General features: G+C 45.4%; 14 protein-coding genes. 8 read left to right on the top strand and 6 right to left on the bottom strand.

The genetic code is table 11. The features are described 5' to 3' along the window. The first annotated feature begins 12 nt into the window (after window positions 1–12). Window positions 13–654 carry a DedA family protein gene (locus RB604_RS17145; RefSeq protein ID WP_021935446.1) on the top strand — a complete coding sequence of 214 codons (642 nt, stop codon included), beginning with the start codon at window positions 13–15 and terminating at the stop codon, window positions 652–654. 91 nt (window positions 655–745) lie between these two features. Here RB604_RS17145 and RB604_RS17150 read toward each other — a convergent pair whose 3' ends face one another. Beyond that, window positions 746–1,630 carry a DUF3078 domain-containing protein gene (locus RB604_RS17150; RefSeq protein ID WP_025819534.1) on the bottom strand — a complete coding sequence of 295 codons (885 nt, stop codon included), beginning with the start codon at window positions 1,628–1,630 and terminating at the stop codon, window positions 746–748. 171 nt (window positions 1,631–1,801) lie between these two features. Beyond that, window positions 1,802–2,305 (bottom strand): thiol peroxidase, encoded by a 504-nt coding sequence (tpx, locus tag RB604_RS17155; RefSeq protein ID WP_005931078.1) that lies wholly within the window; start codon window positions 2,303–2,305, stop codon window positions 1,802–1,804. Between the two features lie 171 nt (window positions 2,306–2,476). Here tpx and RB604_RS17160 point away from each other — a divergent pair, with 171 nt between their 5' ends. Then, window positions 2,477–3,043, top strand: a complete 567-nt coding sequence (locus RB604_RS17160; protein WP_005931075.1) for an HdeD family acid-resistance protein — start codon at window positions 2,477–2,479, stop codon at window positions 3,041–3,043. Between the two features lie 164 nt (window positions 3,044–3,207). Here RB604_RS17160 and RB604_RS17165 read toward each other — a convergent pair whose 3' ends face one another. Next, window positions 3,208–3,816 carry a master DNA invertase Mpi family serine-type recombinase gene (locus RB604_RS17165; RefSeq protein ID WP_005931072.1) on the bottom strand — a complete coding sequence of 203 codons (609 nt, stop codon included), beginning with the start codon at window positions 3,814–3,816 and terminating at the stop codon, window positions 3,208–3,210. Window positions 3,817–4,055: 239 nt separating this feature from the next. Between RB604_RS17165 and RB604_RS17170 the strand changes: the two genes are divergently transcribed. The 4 genes from RB604_RS17170 to RB604_RS17185 all read left to right on the top strand — a co-directional run bounded on the left by RB604_RS17170 (window position 4,056) and on the right by RB604_RS17185 (window position 10,485). Beyond that, window positions 4,056–4,997, top strand: a complete 942-nt coding sequence (locus RB604_RS17170; protein ID WP_005931069.1) for a tyrosine-type recombinase/integrase — start codon at window positions 4,056–4,058, stop codon at window positions 4,995–4,997. A gap of 472 nt (window positions 4,998–5,469) precedes the next feature. Further along, window positions 5,470–7,239 carry a WecB/TagA/CpsF family glycosyltransferase gene (locus RB604_RS17175; RefSeq protein WP_055294304.1) on the top strand — a complete coding sequence of 590 codons (1,770 nt, stop codon included), beginning with the start codon at window positions 5,470–5,472 and terminating at the stop codon, window positions 7,237–7,239. Then, window positions 7,226–8,014, top strand: a complete 789-nt coding sequence (locus tag RB604_RS17180) for a polysaccharide biosynthesis/export family protein (protein WP_007482059.1) — start codon at window positions 7,226–7,228, stop codon at window positions 8,012–8,014. The genes RB604_RS17175 and RB604_RS17180 overlap by 14 nt, the downstream gene beginning before the upstream one ends. A 47-nt stretch (window positions 8,015–8,061) precedes the next feature. Further along, window positions 8,062–10,485 (top strand): GumC family protein, encoded by a 2,424-nt coding sequence (locus tag RB604_RS17185; RefSeq protein ID WP_055294302.1) that lies wholly within the window; start codon window positions 8,062–8,064, stop codon window positions 10,483–10,485. Between the two features lie 73 nt (window positions 10,486–10,558). Here the strand turns inward: RB604_RS17185 and RB604_RS17190 are convergent, their stop codons facing one another. Beyond that, the gene (locus RB604_RS17190; RefSeq protein WP_055294300.1) at window positions 10,559–11,023 is read right to left on the bottom strand and encodes an N-acetylmuramoyl-L-alanine amidase; all 465 of its coding nucleotides are present in this window, start codon (window positions 11,021–11,023) and stop codon (window positions 10,559–10,561) included. A 222-nt stretch (window positions 11,024–11,245) separates the two neighbouring features. Next, complete coding sequence (locus RB604_RS17195) at window positions 11,246–11,704, bottom strand: HU family DNA-binding protein (RefSeq protein WP_021937195.1); 459 nt, start codon at window positions 11,702–11,704, stop codon at window positions 11,246–11,248. 261 nt (window positions 11,705–11,965) lie between these two features. Between RB604_RS17195 and RB604_RS17200 the strand changes: the two genes are divergently transcribed. After that, on the top strand, window positions 11,966–13,687 hold the full coding sequence (locus tag RB604_RS17200) for a PD-(D/E)XK nuclease domain-containing ATP-binding protein (protein WP_309006436.1): 1,722 nt from the start codon (window positions 11,966–11,968) through the stop codon (window positions 13,685–13,687). Window positions 13,688–13,798: 111 nt separating this feature from the next. Continuing rightward, entirely contained in the window at window positions 13,799–14,047 is a 249-nt protein-coding gene (locus RB604_RS17205) for a DUF4248 domain-containing protein (RefSeq protein WP_081504167.1), read from the top strand. A gap of 168 nt (window positions 14,048–14,215) precedes the next feature. On the opposite strand, the gene RB604_RS17210 is transcribed toward RB604_RS17205, so the two are convergent. Beyond that, the gene (locus tag RB604_RS17210) at window positions 14,216–16,564 is read right to left on the bottom strand and encodes a DUF3987 domain-containing protein (protein WP_007482046.1); all 2,349 of its coding nucleotides are present in this window, start codon (window positions 16,562–16,564) and stop codon (window positions 14,216–14,218) included. Between the last annotated feature and the right edge of the window lie 117 nt (window positions 16,565–16,681).

The following is a 16,681-nucleotide window of genomic DNA, read 5'->3' on the forward strand; positions in this document are numbered from 1 at the left end:
AATAGAAAGCAAATGGAATCTGTAGCCTTTATTCAATGGTGTCTCGATCACCTTAACTACTGGACTATTACTCTGTTAATGGCCATCGAGAGTTCTTTTATTCCTTTTCCGTCCGAAGTGGTCGTGCCTCCTGCCGCCTACAAAGCAGCAGTAAACGATGAGATGAATGTTTATCTCGTAGTATTGTTCGCTACTCTCGGTGCAAATATCGGAGCGATCATCAACTACTATCTGGCCTACTGGCTGGGACGTCCCATCGTCTATAAGTTTGCCAACAGCCGTCTCGGACATATGTGCCTTATCGATGAAGCTAAAGTGCAACATGCCGAAGAATACTTCGACAAGCATGGAGCTCTTTCCACTTTTATCGGCCGTCTCATTCCTGCCGTACGTCAGTTAATCTCCATTCCTGCAGGACTGGCACGTATGAAGCTCGGCACTTTCCTGCTATACACCACTCTTGGTGCCGGTTTATGGAATGCGATCCTTGCCGCCATCGGATACAATTTAGCATCCGTTCCGGGTATCGAAAGTGAAGAACAGCTATTGGCACGCGTAACTGAATACAGCCATGAGATAGGCTATTTCTTTATCGCCGTCGGCGTATTCATCGTTGGTTTCCTGATTTATAAAGGAATGAAAAAAGGAAAATGATTTCCGAATTATGAATTCTGATTTATGAATTACAACTGCGTTGTCATACCGCATGGCATAATTCATAAATCAGAATTCATAATTCAATAAGTCAGAAATTAAATTGTAACCCCACTCCTAATATTTCTTTGAACTGCACTCTCGGTCCTTTCGTTCCGTCTTTCTGTGCAATTTTCACATCATCATCATACACCAGATTAGTGGTCAGAGTAGTCGAGAACCATTTATTGATGGCCATATTGATCTGTACTTCCCAGTTCACGTCGATATTCTGCGGTTTGTGCAGGTAATCGGAATATAAATCCAGACGGGAATAAACCGTCATATTCTTCATGAATTCATACCGCACTTCCCCTTTCAGATTAGCTCCGAAACTGGATAACAGATGCTTTCCCGGATCTACCCCATAAGCCCCTTCATCGGACAGGCGATCGTTCAGCACAAACGTTCCGCGCCAAGAAGCCGGTGACAACACCACGGTGAAAATCTTATTCGGTTCATAAGTAAATCCCAATCCGGTGGTGAGATAGGCAGGGGACATAAATTCGGAAACAGAAATATCCTTGCTTATACTATAATCATATCCGGGCGAGAATTGCGTCTGGAAAGTAGCAAATGCACTGGCATACCAGCTTTTTGCAATAGAATATCCGTAATTAGAGTTCAGGTAGATTTTATCATTGGCTTTCTTCGTCCCGTCTTCGCCGGTCCTGTTCAATCCGTAAGCCAGTTCAAGCCGGTTGTTCCAAAGATGTTTTCCTTTTTTATAATTGGCCTGATAAGCGCCTTGAAAGTCAAAAGCTACGGAGTTATCACCACCGGCAGCCCAGTTTGTCAAACTTACTTGGGTCAGTTTCAACCCTAAATTTCCTTCTCTCGTCCATGGAGAAGTACCTTCTGCCGTCTCCGTTTGAGCCGACACTGTCCCTACACCCAGAAATGCCAGGGCGATGAACCACATTTGTTTTTTATTCATGTTGCTTGGTTTAGGTTATTGATACCTTTTAAAAAAAACACAACCTAACAAGAACTGAAGATCCGGCGAATTACCGAATCCATAGGCCAGCTCCTATTAGGTCAAAATTTTCAAAACCCATGCCCATCCTTAAGCTATGGGCACGGATACGCTCTTTTCATAATGCCTTTTCTATTCTTTCACGGCGGCTAATGCCTTCTCATAATCAGGCTCCTGAGTAATCTCCGGCACGAGTTCCGTATAAGCTACCGTGCCATCTTTGCCAATCACCACTACCGAACGCGCCAGCAAACCTGCAAGCGGACCATCGGCCATGCGTACACCATAGCTTTCGTCAAAATCCGAATAACGGAAATCCGACAGAGGAACCACATTTTCGATGCCTTCTGTGGTACAGAACCGAGCATGTGCAAACGGAAGGTCTTTAGAGATAGCCAACACCACCGTATCTTTCAATCCGGCTGCCATCTTATTGAACTTACGTACCGAAGTAGCACATACACTTGTGTCAAGACTCGGAAAAATATTAAGAACCACATTTTTGCCTTTCAGATCTTTCAGAGAGAAAGAAGACAAATCAGTTTTCACCAGCTCGAAATCCGGAGCTACTTTACCTACTTGTATAAATTCACCGATCAGTTTTACCGGTTGTCCTTTGAAATTTGTTGTTGCCATAAAGATATTTACTATTTAATAATTTATTATTCTTAGAGAATCCGGATTTTCATCCGTTTGAATATACAACAATTAAAATTCACAATAGGTTCACAGAAAAAAAACCTTTTCCACCTTTATTTGTTACTTTCCTAACAAAATTATAGTATCAATTCATAAAACAACATTCGTATGAAAACAGTATTCGATGGGATCGAGCACTCAGTCAAGAACTGGTGGATGTCCCTTATTTTAGGTATTTTGTATATCGGTGTGGCGATATGCCTTATGTTTGCTCCGCTAAGCAGTTACGTAGCCCTGAGCATTGTCTTCAGTATTTCCATGCTGATCAGTGGTATTCTTGAAATCCTTTTTGCAATAAGCAACAAGCATGTATCCAGTTGGGGCTGGTATCTTGCCGGCGGTATCATCGACCTCATCATCGGCATTTACCTCGTGGCCTACCCGATGGTCAGCATGGAAATCATTCCGTTCCTCATTGCCTTTTGGCTTATGTTCCGTGGTTTCTCTGCCACCGGTTATTCGATGGACCTCAAACGGTATGGCACCCGCGATTGGGGATGGTACATGGCTTTCGGCATTCTTGCCATTCTCTGTTCGCTGCTCATTTTGTGGCAACCGGCAGTAGGTGCATTGTATGCGGTCTATATGATTTCATTCACCTTCCTTATTATCGGTTTCTTCAGATTCATGCTCGCATTCGAACTTAAGAATCTGCATAAAAGAGCCAATAATTAAGCACCGGTTTCTGTTTTCCTCCCGATCATATAAATCATACCGGAGGAAATCGAAACAAACTTTTAAATCAAGAATTGTGAACTGGGAATTGTCGTACGGTGTCAAGCCAGACAAATTCACAGTTCACAATTTTTAAATCAGCCCAACGGCATCAATTAACTTATTCAGGCCGTTGCCGTCATTCCTTCAGCTTTCAAGAAGCGGAACATGGTAGTACGGGATACCCCGAACTCACGTGCCAGCTTCGCGTGCTTGGCACCACTTCTCGCCTGTTTCAGAATATACCTCTTATTTTCATACAGCAACTGCAATTTCGGATTATCCCCTTTCCGCCTCCCCAAAGGTATTCCCTCCTGCTTCCGTCGTGCCAATGCTTCTTTTGTACGCATCGATATAAGGTTGCGCTCTATCTCGGCCATCAGCCCAAATGCAAATCCCAGTACTTTACTATTTATATCATTCTGAAACACATACCCCTCCTTCGTGCTATACAGCACCACCTGTTTTTTGATGCACGAATTCAGAATTGTCATGATTTCCAGTAGCGTCCTGCTCAGCCTCGAAATTTCCGTCACGATGAGAGTATCTCCGGGTTTCATCTGTCTCAGCAACGGTGCCAATTTCCGTTCTTTTGTACTTACACTCCCACTCACTGTCTCAGTGTACCATTTGTCAATACTCAGCCCGTTCTTTTCCGCGAACCTTAAAATCTCCTCCTTCTGGTTGGCTAAAAACTGTTTTTCCGTACTTACTCTTAAATAAGCTATTACCATAATTTCTCCATTAAAATGATTAATACCCTGCGAAAAAACAGCAAATACTATTATCCATCACTCTAATTACAGATTCTTTTGTTAATGCCGATTCAGTCATTCAAAATAAAATCATAGAAGAAGCATTGCAGAGTGCTCTTTTTTTTACCATACCTTTACCTGCCCATTATCTGAACTACTAAAATCATTCCAGGCACAAACTTTGTTTATTGAACAAATAAAAAAAAGAAAACCAAAAAATGGAAATACAAATCTTCACAGAATCATTGATTAAAAAAGCAAAATTATCCGGCAGATACAGCACTGCCGACAGCTATCTAAGCACACTGCACCGGTTGCAATTGTTCACCAATGCTCCCGACATGCATTTTGACAAGATCACTCCAGAGCTCATAAAAGCGTTCGAACAGCACCTTTTTCAAAAAGGGCTGTTCGACAACACAGTTTCTCTTTACATGCGCATGCTACGATCTATTTTCAACCAGGCTGTCACTGCCGGAGTAGCCACGCTGAACACCAAGGAAATTTTCGAGAATGTTTTCGTCGGATGTGACGCCACAGCCAAACGAGCTATAAAGCCAGTCCTTATCAACCAGCTTTTGGAAACCGACTTAAGCCATTGTCCGCAATTAGAATTCAGCCGTGACATGTTCCTACTCAGTTTCTATTTGCAGGGAATTCCATTTGTCGATTTAGCCTATTTACGCAAAAGCAACGTAAATGGAAACATATTAATTTATCGTCGCCAAAAAACGGGACAACAACTGTATATCACCATCGAAAAGTGTGCTGCCAAAATTATAAAACGCTACGCATGTAGATGCAAAGATTCCGCTTATCTGCTACCCATACTCACAGCAACAGGAGAAACAGGATACAGACAATATAAAAGCGCCTTGCGGCTCTACAACAAACATTTGCACCGAATATCAGACTTAATAAAAATAACTCCGCAATTGACTTCATATGTAGCCCGCCATACATGGGCAAGCACTGCGCGCGAAAATGGCATTCCAGTTTCAATCATCAGCACGGGCATGGGACATTCCTCGGAAAAAGTAACCTATGTCTATCTGGAATCATTGGATAATAAAACGATGAGCGATGCAAATAAAAAAGTTATTTCGGCAGTAACTTCGAAAAGAAAAAATATTACCAAAAAGAAGTCTCTTACTTATTAGGTAAGGGAACGACTAACAATTCATTTATCGCCACAAAATTAGATATAAATTTTCAATATGAGACAATTTTGAGTGATATTTTTTTCTTAAATCACAAATTAATATCCCCAATACACGTATTTTAAAAAAGACAATGTTCAATAAATAAAGATTTGATACAAATACTCTGTTTGATGTAATTACAATATTACATCAAACAGAATTCTACAAAACAGACATCTCTCACCTCTGAAACTACAAAAACTTTAGGCTACATTAACATAACAAACACTTTCCGACAATCTTTCAGGATTAGTCGTTCCCTTACCTAATAAGTAAGAGAACAATATGAAAACAAACAATGAATAGCCTAATAAACTCTACATTTGGTGTGATAACATGTTGTGCAGCTTCTTTTTTTATTGCCATTTTTATTGAAAGCATTATGCTGCCTCGTATTCTTCTAATATCCAGAAGAAAACGTCTATATGATATGCCTGACAAGCGGAAATCCCATAAAAACCCGATTCCCCGACTTGCCGGTATTACTTTTTTTCCCGTAATTATGCTCAGCTTCCTTTCGGTATCTGGTTTACAAGCCATATATACCACTGAATATTTCATCAATTATTCAGCACAATCCATTATCCGCCTTTCTTTCATGATATGTGGAGCACTTCCTTTAGTATTGTTAGGTATTAAAGACGATTTGATTGGTGTCCGATATTCCCACAAATTCATCATCCAGATTTTATCTGCCCTTCTATTGATATCTTCCGGAACTTATATTGACAACCTCTATGGTTTATTGGGCATATATGAATTATCCCCTTATATTGGAATACCGTTTACAACACTGCTAACTGTTTATATCATCAATTCTCTCAATCTCATTGACGGAGTAGACGGTCTGGCAGCAACACTCAGTATTGTAGCATCCGTTATTTTGGGTAGCAGTCTACTCATTACAGGAAACCGGACTACTTCTATTCTGGCTTTCGCCATCACAGGTACCCTCATCCCTTTCCTGTATTACAACACCATTGCCAAAAGAAAACTGTTTATGGGTGATACCGGCTCTCTGACCTTAGGCTATATGCTTAGTTTTCTTGCCATATATTATAGCATGCAAACATCCGCCAACAATACTGCACCAAGTATCCCTCCTATCATTATTGCCTGGTCCGTATTATTTGTCCCTCTATTTGACACAGCCAGAGTGATGTGTGTACGCGCCAGTCAAGGAAAACCGATTTTCAACCCCGACCGCAACCATATCCATCACAAACTTCTTGATTTGGGTTACAGTCACCGTAAAATCACATTGATTTTAACAGTAGCGACCTTGTGTCTTACCGCACTGAACATTTCTCTGTACAAACGGCTCAATATCAATATCCTATTAACGATTGACCTCATGACAGGCGTTCTTTTTAACGTCTATCTCAACCAACGGAGAAAAAGAATAGCAGGCAATTCTGAGCTTAATAAAATATCGGAGCAATCCCCATCCATCCCTTTGGGAGATTTCTCCGTCACCACCAACTACCGCTTTGATTCCATCCCCAAACGGCAAGTGGTGGTGAATACCATCAATCCGCACTCATGGGTAACTTCCCACCGGGATACAGAATTCAAAAAAGCCCTTCTGCAAAGTGATGCGCTTATCCCCGACGGTACAGGCATTGTATTCGCCGTCCGTTGGCTTTTCGGAATACGTATCCGCAAAATGGCCGGTGCCGACCTTCACCGGCACGTACTTCAGCAACTCGATAAGGTTGCCGGTTCCGTCTTTTATCTCGGAGCCTCACAGCGCACACTGACACATATTACCGAACGTATTCATGCAGAGCATCCTCATATCCGGGTCAATACTTATAGCCCTCCTTACCGCGACCGTTTTTCTGAAGAAGAAACAGCCGCGATGATAGCGGCCGTAAACGCATTCAAACCCGATGTATTATTTGTCGGCATGACAGCCCCAAAACAAGAAAAGTGGATTGCCGCCAACCGCCATCTGCTCCAAGCCCGTCTCATCTCCGGAATTGGAGCTGTGTTCGGCTTTTACGGCGGCACCACTCCCCGTCCTCCCCAATGGATGATCGCCATGGGACTGGAATGGTTGGGACGGCTTATCAAAGAACCCCGCAGAATGTGGAAACGTAACTTTGTCTCCACCCCGAAATACCTGTCGGATATCGTGCGACTGAAACTCAAAAAGAAAAACAATAAAAAAACAACACCCGATTATGAAATTAACTAAATCACTATTCCTCCCCACCCTAATTCTTTTACTGCTCAGTTCATGCGGCAGCCAAAAAGATATTGCATACATGCAGGATGGAGAATACCTGAAATACACAGAACAACCACCTTTCCTGTATGATGCCCATATTCTGCCCAAAGACCTGCTTACCATTACCGTGCATTGCTCCGAACCCGAATTGGCCGCCCCGTTCAATCTGAACGGAAGTCTGCAATCACCGGCAACAACAGGCAGCACCGGCAATACGCCACAACAAACTTATCTGGTAGATAACAACGGGGATATCGATTTTCCCATTTTAGGCAAACTCCACCTCGGAGGACTCACCAAAGGAGCAGCCGAAACAGTGATCTGCGAACGTCTGAAAGCCTTTTTGAAAGAAGAACCCATCGTGAACGTACGCATGGTCAACTATAAATTTTCCGTATTGGGTGAAGTTGGCAAACCAAACACGTTCACCGTAGCCAATGAAAAAGTAAATGTCTTCGAAGCCCTTGCCATGGCAGGCGACATGACCATTTACGGTAAACGCAATAACGTGAAACTACTCCGTGAAGACGAGCAAGGCAGAAAAGAAATTGTACTACTCGACCTCAAAGACCCGGGTATCGTCTCCTCTCCATATTATTATCTGCAACAGAACGACATCCTGTATGTAGAACCGAGAAAATCGAAAATAAGAAGTTCTGAGATGAGTGCCATCACCCCATGGGTAAGTATCCTTTCGGTGCTGACATCATTAACGTCACTGGCAGTCGCCCTGTTCAAATGACCCTACCCCCTTCATAAATCTAAATTATAAATTATAAATCATCATTCATGAAAGAGTTTATTCCCGAAGATACCTTTGAAGAAACCGATAATAAGAACGAACTGAGAAATCTCCTTTTCAATTATTTCATCTACTGGAAATGGTTTATCCTTTCCGTCGTCCTTTGCTGGGCAGGTGCATGGTTCTATTTGCGTTATGCCACTCCGGTATACAATGTCAGCGCCACCGTCATGATAAAAGACGACAAGAAAGGCAGTCGTGCCAGTGAGATGCTCGCCCTTGAGGACATGGGCTTCCTTTCTTCAAGCGGAAGTATTGAAAACGAGATGGAGATCCTCCGCTCAAAATCTCTCATCAAACAGGCGGTGACCGCTTTGAAGATATATGCCACTTATACCACCAAAGGACATATCGGATCACGGGATCTCTATACGGACAGCCCCATAGCCGTTGAAATGTCCGCTACCGATCTCAACAAACTAAAAACCGGATTCAACTTTGAAGTCGTCCTGCAACCGGACAGCACACTGGACATCAGTGGGAACATCGGCGGAGAAGAGATCGCAGCCCACGTCCAACAACTACCGATCCTGCTGGATACCCCGGCAGGCAGACTGACACTGTCGTTACGTCCCAATACCAAACCGATATTCGACGAAACCATCTATATCACAATCACCCCTCCGCTTCAAATGGCAAAAGCTTATTTGGCGGCACTGAGCATTGCCGGCACTTCTAACACGACTTCCATTGCCAACATCAATATACAAACTACCAACAAGCAACGGGGAGAAGATTTTGTCAACAAACTCATTGAAGTATACAACCTCGATGCCAATAATGACAAGAAACTGATAGCGACCAAAACGGCTGAGTTCATCGACGAGCGCATCGTAATCATCAACCGCGAACTGGGGAGTACGGAAGCCGAACTGGAAAACTTCAAACGTAGCGCCGGGCTGACCAGCATAAGTGATGCCAACACTTTCGTACAGGAAAGTTCCGAATACGAGAAAAAACGCATGGATATCGGAACCCAACTCAACCTGATGGAATACCTGCGCGACTATATTGACAACCGAGCCAATCAGGACGCCGTAATCCCCTCCAACGTAGGAGTAAACGATGTCAGCCTGTCTGCCCTCATCAACAAGTATAATGAAATGATACTGGAACGCAACCGCCTGCTCCGTACTTCATCGGAAAGCAATCCGGTGATCATCCGCAAAAACAGCGATCTCAGCGCCATGCGTGCCAACATCAGGTCGGCCATCAACAGTGTCTATAAAGGTTTGCTGATTTCCAAAGAGGATATCGACCGTCAGGCAAGCAAGTATTCCAACCGCATCGACCAGGCACCTACACAGGAGCGTGCGCTCACCGGTATTGCCCGCCAGCAAGAAATCAAGGCAGGACTCTACATGATGCTGCTACAAAAACGTGAAGAAAACTCCATCGCTCTGGCAGCTACGGCAGACAATGCCAAGATCATAGACGCCGCCACAGCCAACGACCACCCCATAGCCCCCAATTACTCTCTGGTCCGGATGATTGCCATCGTTATCGGGCTGTTGATACCGATAGTTGCCATTACATTAGTCAACTTCTTCCGTTTCCGTATCGAAGGTCATGCCGATGTGGAGAAACTGACCCGTATTCCTATCCTTTGTGATGTTCCCACAGATTACCAATCAGAGAAGAACGGCTCAACCATTGTCGTAAAAGAGAACGAAAACAACATGATGTCCGAAGTATTCCGTAGTATGCGCACCAATCTTCAGTTCATCTTAGGAAAAAAAGAGAATAATGTCATCTTAATCACTTCCACTATCAGTGGCGAGGGTAAAACATTCGTTTCATGCAATCTCGGTGTCAGCCTTGCCCTTTTGGGCAAACGGGTGGTAATCGTGGGTCTCGATATCCGCAAGCCGAAACTGGCCGGGTATTTCGGTCTCGAACAGAAACATCTGAAAGGTATCACCTCTTTCCTGACCGATGACAGTATCGATCTGCACTCTTTACTTTTGCCCACCCAGGCCAGCAGTAATTTGCAGATACTGCCTTCCGGAAGTGTTCCTCCGAATCCTGCCGAGTTATTGGCTCGCCCATCACTGGACAAAGCCATCACACAACTATCTCAAGAATTTGATTATGTGATATTGGATACCGCTCCGGTGGGTATGGTGACCGACACCCTTATTATGTCACGCGTTGCTAATGCCACCGTATATGTCTGCCGTGCCGACTATTCTTATAAAAGCGATTTCGGATTGATCAATGAATTGAAAAAAGAAAACAAGTTACCCGAAATGGCCATTGTCATCAACGGAATCGATATGAAAAAGAAAAAGCACAGTTATTATTATGGATACGGGAATAAATATGGCTACGGAAAAAGATATGGATATGGATATGGTTATGGATATGGAGAAAAACAGAAAGAAAAAAAGGAAATAATTAAGAATTTATAAATAATTACATATATACAATAAATAAAGAACTCTTTAAAGTGTTAAATATTTAACACTTTAAAGAGTCATATTTTTAAATATCGCCAAATTTGTAATTATTCATAAATTCAATCACATCAAAACAGGGACACTCTTTAATCCATTCTTCAGGTTCGATTTCACCGTTTCCATTCAAGTCGGGAGACAAGTCCCGGTGTCCGCACACCCTGCTTCCGGGATAATCTTTCAGCAACGTCCGTATCAGCACATACAGAGAATGTCTCTGCCATACCGTCATCGTATTCTTAGGCCGCCCACGGCAATCCAGCCCACCTTCATAACAGACGCCGATACTTTTCTGATTGAATCCCTTTACATGCGCCCCGATCTTCTCCAGCGAACGGGTAGTTTTTATATCCCCATTCTTACGGATATAGAAATGATAACCGGCACCATTGAATCCCCTGCGACGATGGCACACTTCCAGATCATGCTCCGTAAAGTCCCGGTCTTCCCGCGTAGCGGAACAATGTACCACGATAAGATCAATCTCTCTCATCGTTTTCCCCTTTCCCACCGGTTCCGCCCCGCAGAAACACCAACACCGCAATCACCCACTCTAAAATCTTTTTCCACTTTTTCATACTCTTTTTATTTTTAATAATTTACCGATTAAGCGACATGCCAACCGATAGCACCATACAACAGAATATCCCCTTATCAGCACACCAGTCGCATTCCCTTATTGGTACATTGACATATTGGCACATTGAATAATTATTTATGCTGCCGGATCCTCTCCTTCCCCATCGCCACCGCTGCCGCCTTCTTCTTTCTTTTTCAACGGCAATTTGCCCACTTTGGCAAAACTCAGCCCGGACAAGACTTCGGTCAAAGCCACTCCGGGACGAAAATTCACTTTCGCTTTCCGGATGAGCGATGCACTATATTCCTCTTCCGACACGGCACCTTTGCCACGCAGTCCGATCTGGAATGACCCGATCTCTCCCAAACGAACGATCTCTCCTCTTTCGAGACCCTCTACAATGGTATCTTCCAATGCGATCAATACCGCCATCACATCGGCACGCGTCACCGTGCACGCCTTCTCGATGCGCTTTGCCATCTCTTTCACTTCCACATCGCCACTGGCCTGAGCCTGGGCATAATACTTCGCCGGTTCATCCTTCTTCAAAAGGTTCTTACGCGGCACTACCGAATACGTCACACTTTTACTCATACTACTTTTTCTTTTTTTTAGTGTTAAACATTAATTGTAATCTGATTACCCTACAAAGATACCACACCCGCCACCCGGCATTGTCGGGAAATGTCGGTATCGGTAGAGACCGGTAGAGCAATGTCGATTAAAAGTTTCTTGCCGAACCGTTCCACAGGAAAAACCCGTGCAGAGCCCCCGTATTATTCTGCAAATTCATAACTCCGAAACGAAAAACTTTTGTAACTTTGTAACTGTTAGCATAACAAAGAGTGATAGGATATGAAAATTCAAGCAAGTATAACGATTCCCTATGCCGTGGCCAATTATGCCGATTTGCGCGACCGTGGCTTTTATTATGTGGATAAGACGGATTACATTCCACGTCTCGAGGCCTATAATGCCCCTGTGTTCCTGCGTCCCCGCCGTTTCGGGAAGAGCCTGCTGGTATCCACCTTGGCGCATTATTATGACCGCACGTTGGCCCACCGGTTTGAGGATCTCTTTGGCGGAACATACATCGGAAGCCATCCTACACCGGAACACAACCGCTATATGATCATTCGCTATGACTTCTCGGCAATGGTGATGGCGGATAATATGGAGGGGTTGGAACAGAATTTTAATATTCTGAACCGCGGCCCCGTGGAAATCATAGTGACACACAACCGTGACCTCTTCGGAGACTTTCAGTTTTCCACTCGCGAAAATGCCACACAGATGCTCGAGGAAGTCTTGGCATATGCCCGCGCCCATGACCTCCCTCCGGTTTACATCCTGATAGACGAATACGACAACTTCACCAACCAGTTGCTGACCTCTTACAATGATCCGCTCTACGAGAAAGTAACCACTGCCGACAGCTTCCTGCGCACCTTCTTCAAGGTAATCAAAAAAGGTATCGGCGAGGGCAGTATCCGTACCTGTTTCTGCACCGGTGTGCTGCCCGTGACGATGGACGACCTGACCAGTGGATATAACATTGCCGAGATATTGACTTTAGAATCCGATTTTATCAATATGTTGGGCTTTACCCATGCCGAAGCGGATGCTTATCTGCGCTACGTGCTCGACAAGTATACCGGAAGCCAGGAACGCTACGACGAAATATGGCAGCTCATCGTCAACAACTACGACGGTTACCGTTTCAGCCCCAAGGGGGAAAAGCTGTTCAATGCAACGATATTGACGTATTTCCTGAAGAAATTTGCAGTCAATAAAGGTGAAGTTCCCGAAGAGATGATAGACGAGAACCTGCGCACCGACATCGGCTGGCTGCGACGGCTCACCCTCTCGCTGGAAAACTCGAAGGCCATGCTGGATGCATTAGTGATAGACAACGGATTATACTACAACGTGGCCGACCTCTCCAGCAAATTCAACAAGCAGAAGTTCTTCGACAAGAATTTCTACCCCGTCAGCCTTTTCTATTTAGGCATGACGACACTTTTCAATGATTATCGCATGATGTTGCCTAACCTGACCATGCGCAGTATCTACATGGACTATTACAACGTATTGAACCGTATAGACGGTGGTGCCATGCGCTATGCCCCCGTCTACGAGAGGTTCACTCAAGAGCGTGATTTTGAATCGCTTGTCCGGAATTATTTCGAGCAATACCTCGGCCAGTTCCCTGCACAGGTGTTCGACAAGATTAATGAAAATTTCATCCGTTGCTCTTTCTTCGAGTTGGTATCCCGCTATCTGAGCAGTTGCTATACCTTTGCCATCGAACAGAACAATTCGGAAGGACGCGCCGACTTCGAAATGACCGGCATACCGGGCACGGATTACTACACGGACGACCGTCTGGTGGAGTTCAAATATTACAAGGCAAAAGAGGCGGAGAAAATGTTAGGACCGGATGCGCCCCTGCCTGAACATGTGGAGCAGATGCATCGTTATGCCGAGGATACGCTGCGGCATTTCCCCAACTACAAGGTGCGTGCTTATGTGGTTTACATCTGCGCCAACCGGGGATGGAAATGTTGGGAGGTATAAAAAGAATGGGAGATGGAAGATGGAAGGAGGAAAATATTTTGAATATCCGCTTGCTTTATTCTTGTTTTTTCGCTACCTTTACAGGTAGTCAACCAACAGACAATCAAACAAATGACAGAAAAAGAAAAGCAAAATTCCGAAGAAAAACCGTTCGTCGTCCGTTCGTATACCAAGATAGAGCTGGCGCTTCTTTATTGCCCGGGACGGGAACCCGCCACAGCCCTGCAAAGCCTTTACCGATGGATGCGAAAATGCGCCCCACTCCGGACCGAACTGCAACAATACGGCTACGACAAGCACCGGCACAGCTTCTTGAAACGTGAGGTGGAAATCATCCGCAAGCATCTGGGCGACCCCTAACTCCCGCCACGCTACCGGCCGTTTTTTCATGCTACATCTTTTCCGAAAAGATGGAAGAGTTTCCGGAAAAGATGTAGCGTCTTTAAAACAAACATGCTACATCCCTTGAAAAAAGATGTAACATGTTTTCCACAAAGTTGTAAAGCTTTCTTCAACCTATAGGGTTCACTAAGGTTCAGGGTTCTCCTTTGACCCCTCCTTGTCGTAGTATTTCCGATTCTTCACATAGCCATCTTCCTTGTTTACAACGAAATGCGATTGAAGCACACGTCTCAACAGTCTTTTTGCCGTTGACTCGGACGCCCCGTCTTCCATAGCCGACGAGACAAAGTCCGTGTAAGAAAAACGGTGCTTCAGACGCCGCAAAACAGCGAGCGCCCTATGAAACTGCTGCAAAGGACGGGCCTTTAACGCCAGTCCCGGCAGTGACGAACTAAGCAGCAAACTATGTTCGAGCAGTACTTCCGTCATAGCCATGGCCGTATGAAAATCCTCATCCGCACAGATATACTCCTTTACATACCAACGGCTTTCAACCTTGCGGAGCGCAGTAAGCACCGCCGCCAGACGCATGGCATACAAACCGTGACGTACCACAATCGCACCCGGAGAATCACATCCCTCTATCACCACCCCGTCAAGACAGGATTCGAACCGACGACTGTGCTCCTCCCACTGAGCAGCCGTAAATACTACCTCCGTAGGCGACTCTAACAACATCTCGTGCATCCCCAGCACCTCTCCACCCAACTCACGGAAATAAGCCCGGTTCTCTATCTGCCCTTCTTTTGGGGCTGCCGAATGCCACACCCACTTCGCCGGAGCGGTAAGTATGCCGAGACGGCTGTAAAGCCCGTTCTCCAGTGTCCGAACCAATGCCACAAACTGATCGGGCGTACCCGTAAGGCACATTCCTAACCGAGGTTCGCGCACAAATATGGGCAACCCGTCCACCTTAAAAGAGGAAGAAATATCCTCGTGATGGGCCGCCGCACAATACACATCGTCCTGCCGGCCGTAGTCCTGCGATAAGGCCGACACCATTGTATTGATCTCACTGGCGTTGATAATAGCCCCCAACTGCCCGTTATCCCTCAGATGGGCATACGTCCGTGACTTCGAAGTATTGGCAGGCAACATCAGCACAATCCCGTGCGGTTCTTCGGGCTGCAACGACCGGTCGGCAGGGCGCTTCGCACGAAAGGCCTCTTTCAGCTCCTCCTCCCAAGCCAATTTCTTCGTATCATACGCCTTGCGTTCATCGGCCGCTTTCCGGGCATACTGATCGTGCAAGGGTTGTGAAAGCAAAGCGGCAAGTGCTACTACCCCCTTTCCCGTACCGGCAGGAGCCACTCCGGCAAAATAAAGATGGGGAGAATATTCCATTCCGGCATAACGGAAGCGTACCCCCGTCAGACACACGCTCAGGTTGGCCATCATCCCCATCAAGAGCATATCCTTTTCGCGATCGCCACGAGCCACCGCCACCCCTCGTTTCAACAAACCGGGCAGTGCCGCATACACCACCGCCGGAAAAACAGGCATGGAGTCGCGCAACTCGTTATTTTTTTCAAACAACGCCGCCTCATCCCCATCGTCCGCAACACCCCCGGAAGGGGCCAAAGGTGAACGTTGACCCTTGTGAACCCTCGATACCGGATTTTCGAGAGGAAATCCGGTATTAACATACTGATATCCAGCCATAATATCTTTCAGACATTCTTCTGGAAGATAATCGGATTCGGTAAATTCAGAAGTGGCCAGCCCGATAAGATCCGCCAGCTCCCTCTGCGAAAATCCTTTATATCGGGCCACCCTCCCTAACTTCAGCATAAAGTCATGGCGAGTGCCCCGCACAAACGGATTACGTGCAGCAAACTCATTGAGAAATGTCCGAATAAACCCATCTGCCTGCACAGCAGGCAACACCGGTACAGGACCAGATACCGGAACAAACTGCGGAGCCAGATCACGCCATGCAAAGGGTTCGGCATCGGGACAATAATACACCTCCGGATCATACACAGCCGAACAGATGCGCCCCAAATCGGAACATGCACCGTCGTTGGTAAAACCCACACGGCGACAAAGCTCATCACCCACTACCTTATAAGCCGTTTTATACTCTTCAAGCGTATCCACCTCTATACGTACCAACGCCTTGACTCCCTCTCCGGAGATACTTATAAACGCCACCCCCACATACGGAAGAGCACAAAGCAGCTCCAAAAGCCGACCGGTATACGTACCCGAATGGTCAAAATCAAACATCATCCAACCACTCAGGCTCACCACCTGCGCCGCCGCATGCCCGCCCCGGCAAGTACCGGCAGCCACAATACCGTTCATCTTTTCCTTTATATCGGCCGCCTCCTTCTGCATCCCCCGCTGCAGATAACCTCGATAGGCTTCCGTAGCCACTTTCCAACGAGGACCACGAATATCATTCACAAACTCTTCCAGGGAAATCACTTCCGACTCCTTCTTCCATCTATGGATAAAAAAAGAAACTTTCATAGGACTTTTTCTCATCATATCTTGATTCTAAAATTAACAGGCAGGGCTTTGTGCCCTGCCAACGACACAAAGGTGAGAACAAAAACAAATACAATCCAAACGTTAAATCTGTAGGTT

The organism is Bacteroides salyersiae (assembly GCF_031172035.1).
GTDB classification, from domain to species: domain Bacteria; phylum Bacteroidota; class Bacteroidia; order Bacteroidales; family Bacteroidaceae; genus Bacteroides; species Bacteroides salyersiae.

Bases quoted from the DNA above. Each gene is read 5' to 3' on its own strand.
- RB604_RS17210 (WP_007482046.1), bottom strand. From the start codon at position 16,564: ATGAAAGTTTCTTTTTTTATCCATAGATGGAAGAAGGAGTCGGAAGTG.
- RB604_RS17165 (WP_005931072.1), bottom strand. From the start codon at position 3,816: ATGGTAATAGCTTATTTAAGAGTAAGTACGGAAAAACAGTTTTTAGCC.
- RB604_RS17195 (WP_021937195.1), bottom strand. From the start codon at position 11,704: ATGAGTAAAAGTGTGACGTATTCGGTAGTGCCGCGTAAGAACCTTTTG.
- RB604_RS17180 (WP_007482059.1), top strand. From the start codon at position 7,226: ATGAAATTAACTAAATCACTATTCCTCCCCACCCTAATTCTTTTACTG.
- RB604_RS17190 (WP_055294300.1), bottom strand. From the start codon at position 11,023: ATGAGAGAGATTGATCTTATCGTGGTACATTGTTCCGCTACGCGGGAA.
- tpx (WP_005931078.1), bottom strand. From the start codon at position 2,305: ATGGCAACAACAAATTTCAAAGGACAACCGGTAAAACTGATCGGTGAA.
- RB604_RS17150 (WP_025819534.1), bottom strand. From the start codon at position 1,630: ATGAATAAAAAACAAATGTGGTTCATCGCCCTGGCATTTCTGGGTGTA.
- RB604_RS17145 (WP_021935446.1), top strand. From the start codon at position 13: ATGGAATCTGTAGCCTTTATTCAATGGTGTCTCGATCACCTTAACTAC.
- RB604_RS17200 (WP_309006436.1), top strand. From the start codon at position 11,966: ATGAAAATTCAAGCAAGTATAACGATTCCCTATGCCGTGGCCAATTAT.
- RB604_RS17170 (WP_005931069.1), top strand. From the start codon at position 4,056: ATGGAAATACAAATCTTCACAGAATCATTGATTAAAAAAGCAAAATTA.
- RB604_RS17185 (WP_055294302.1), top strand. From the start codon at position 8,062: ATGAAAGAGTTTATTCCCGAAGATACCTTTGAAGAAACCGATAATAAG.
- RB604_RS17205 (WP_081504167.1), top strand. From the start codon at position 13,799: ATGACAGAAAAAGAAAAGCAAAATTCCGAAGAAAAACCGTTCGTCGTC.
- RB604_RS17160 (WP_005931075.1), top strand. From the start codon at position 2,477: ATGAAAACAGTATTCGATGGGATCGAGCACTCAGTCAAGAACTGGTGG.
- RB604_RS17175 (WP_055294304.1), top strand. From the start codon at position 5,470: ATGCCTGACAAGCGGAAATCCCATAAAAACCCGATTCCCCGACTTGCC.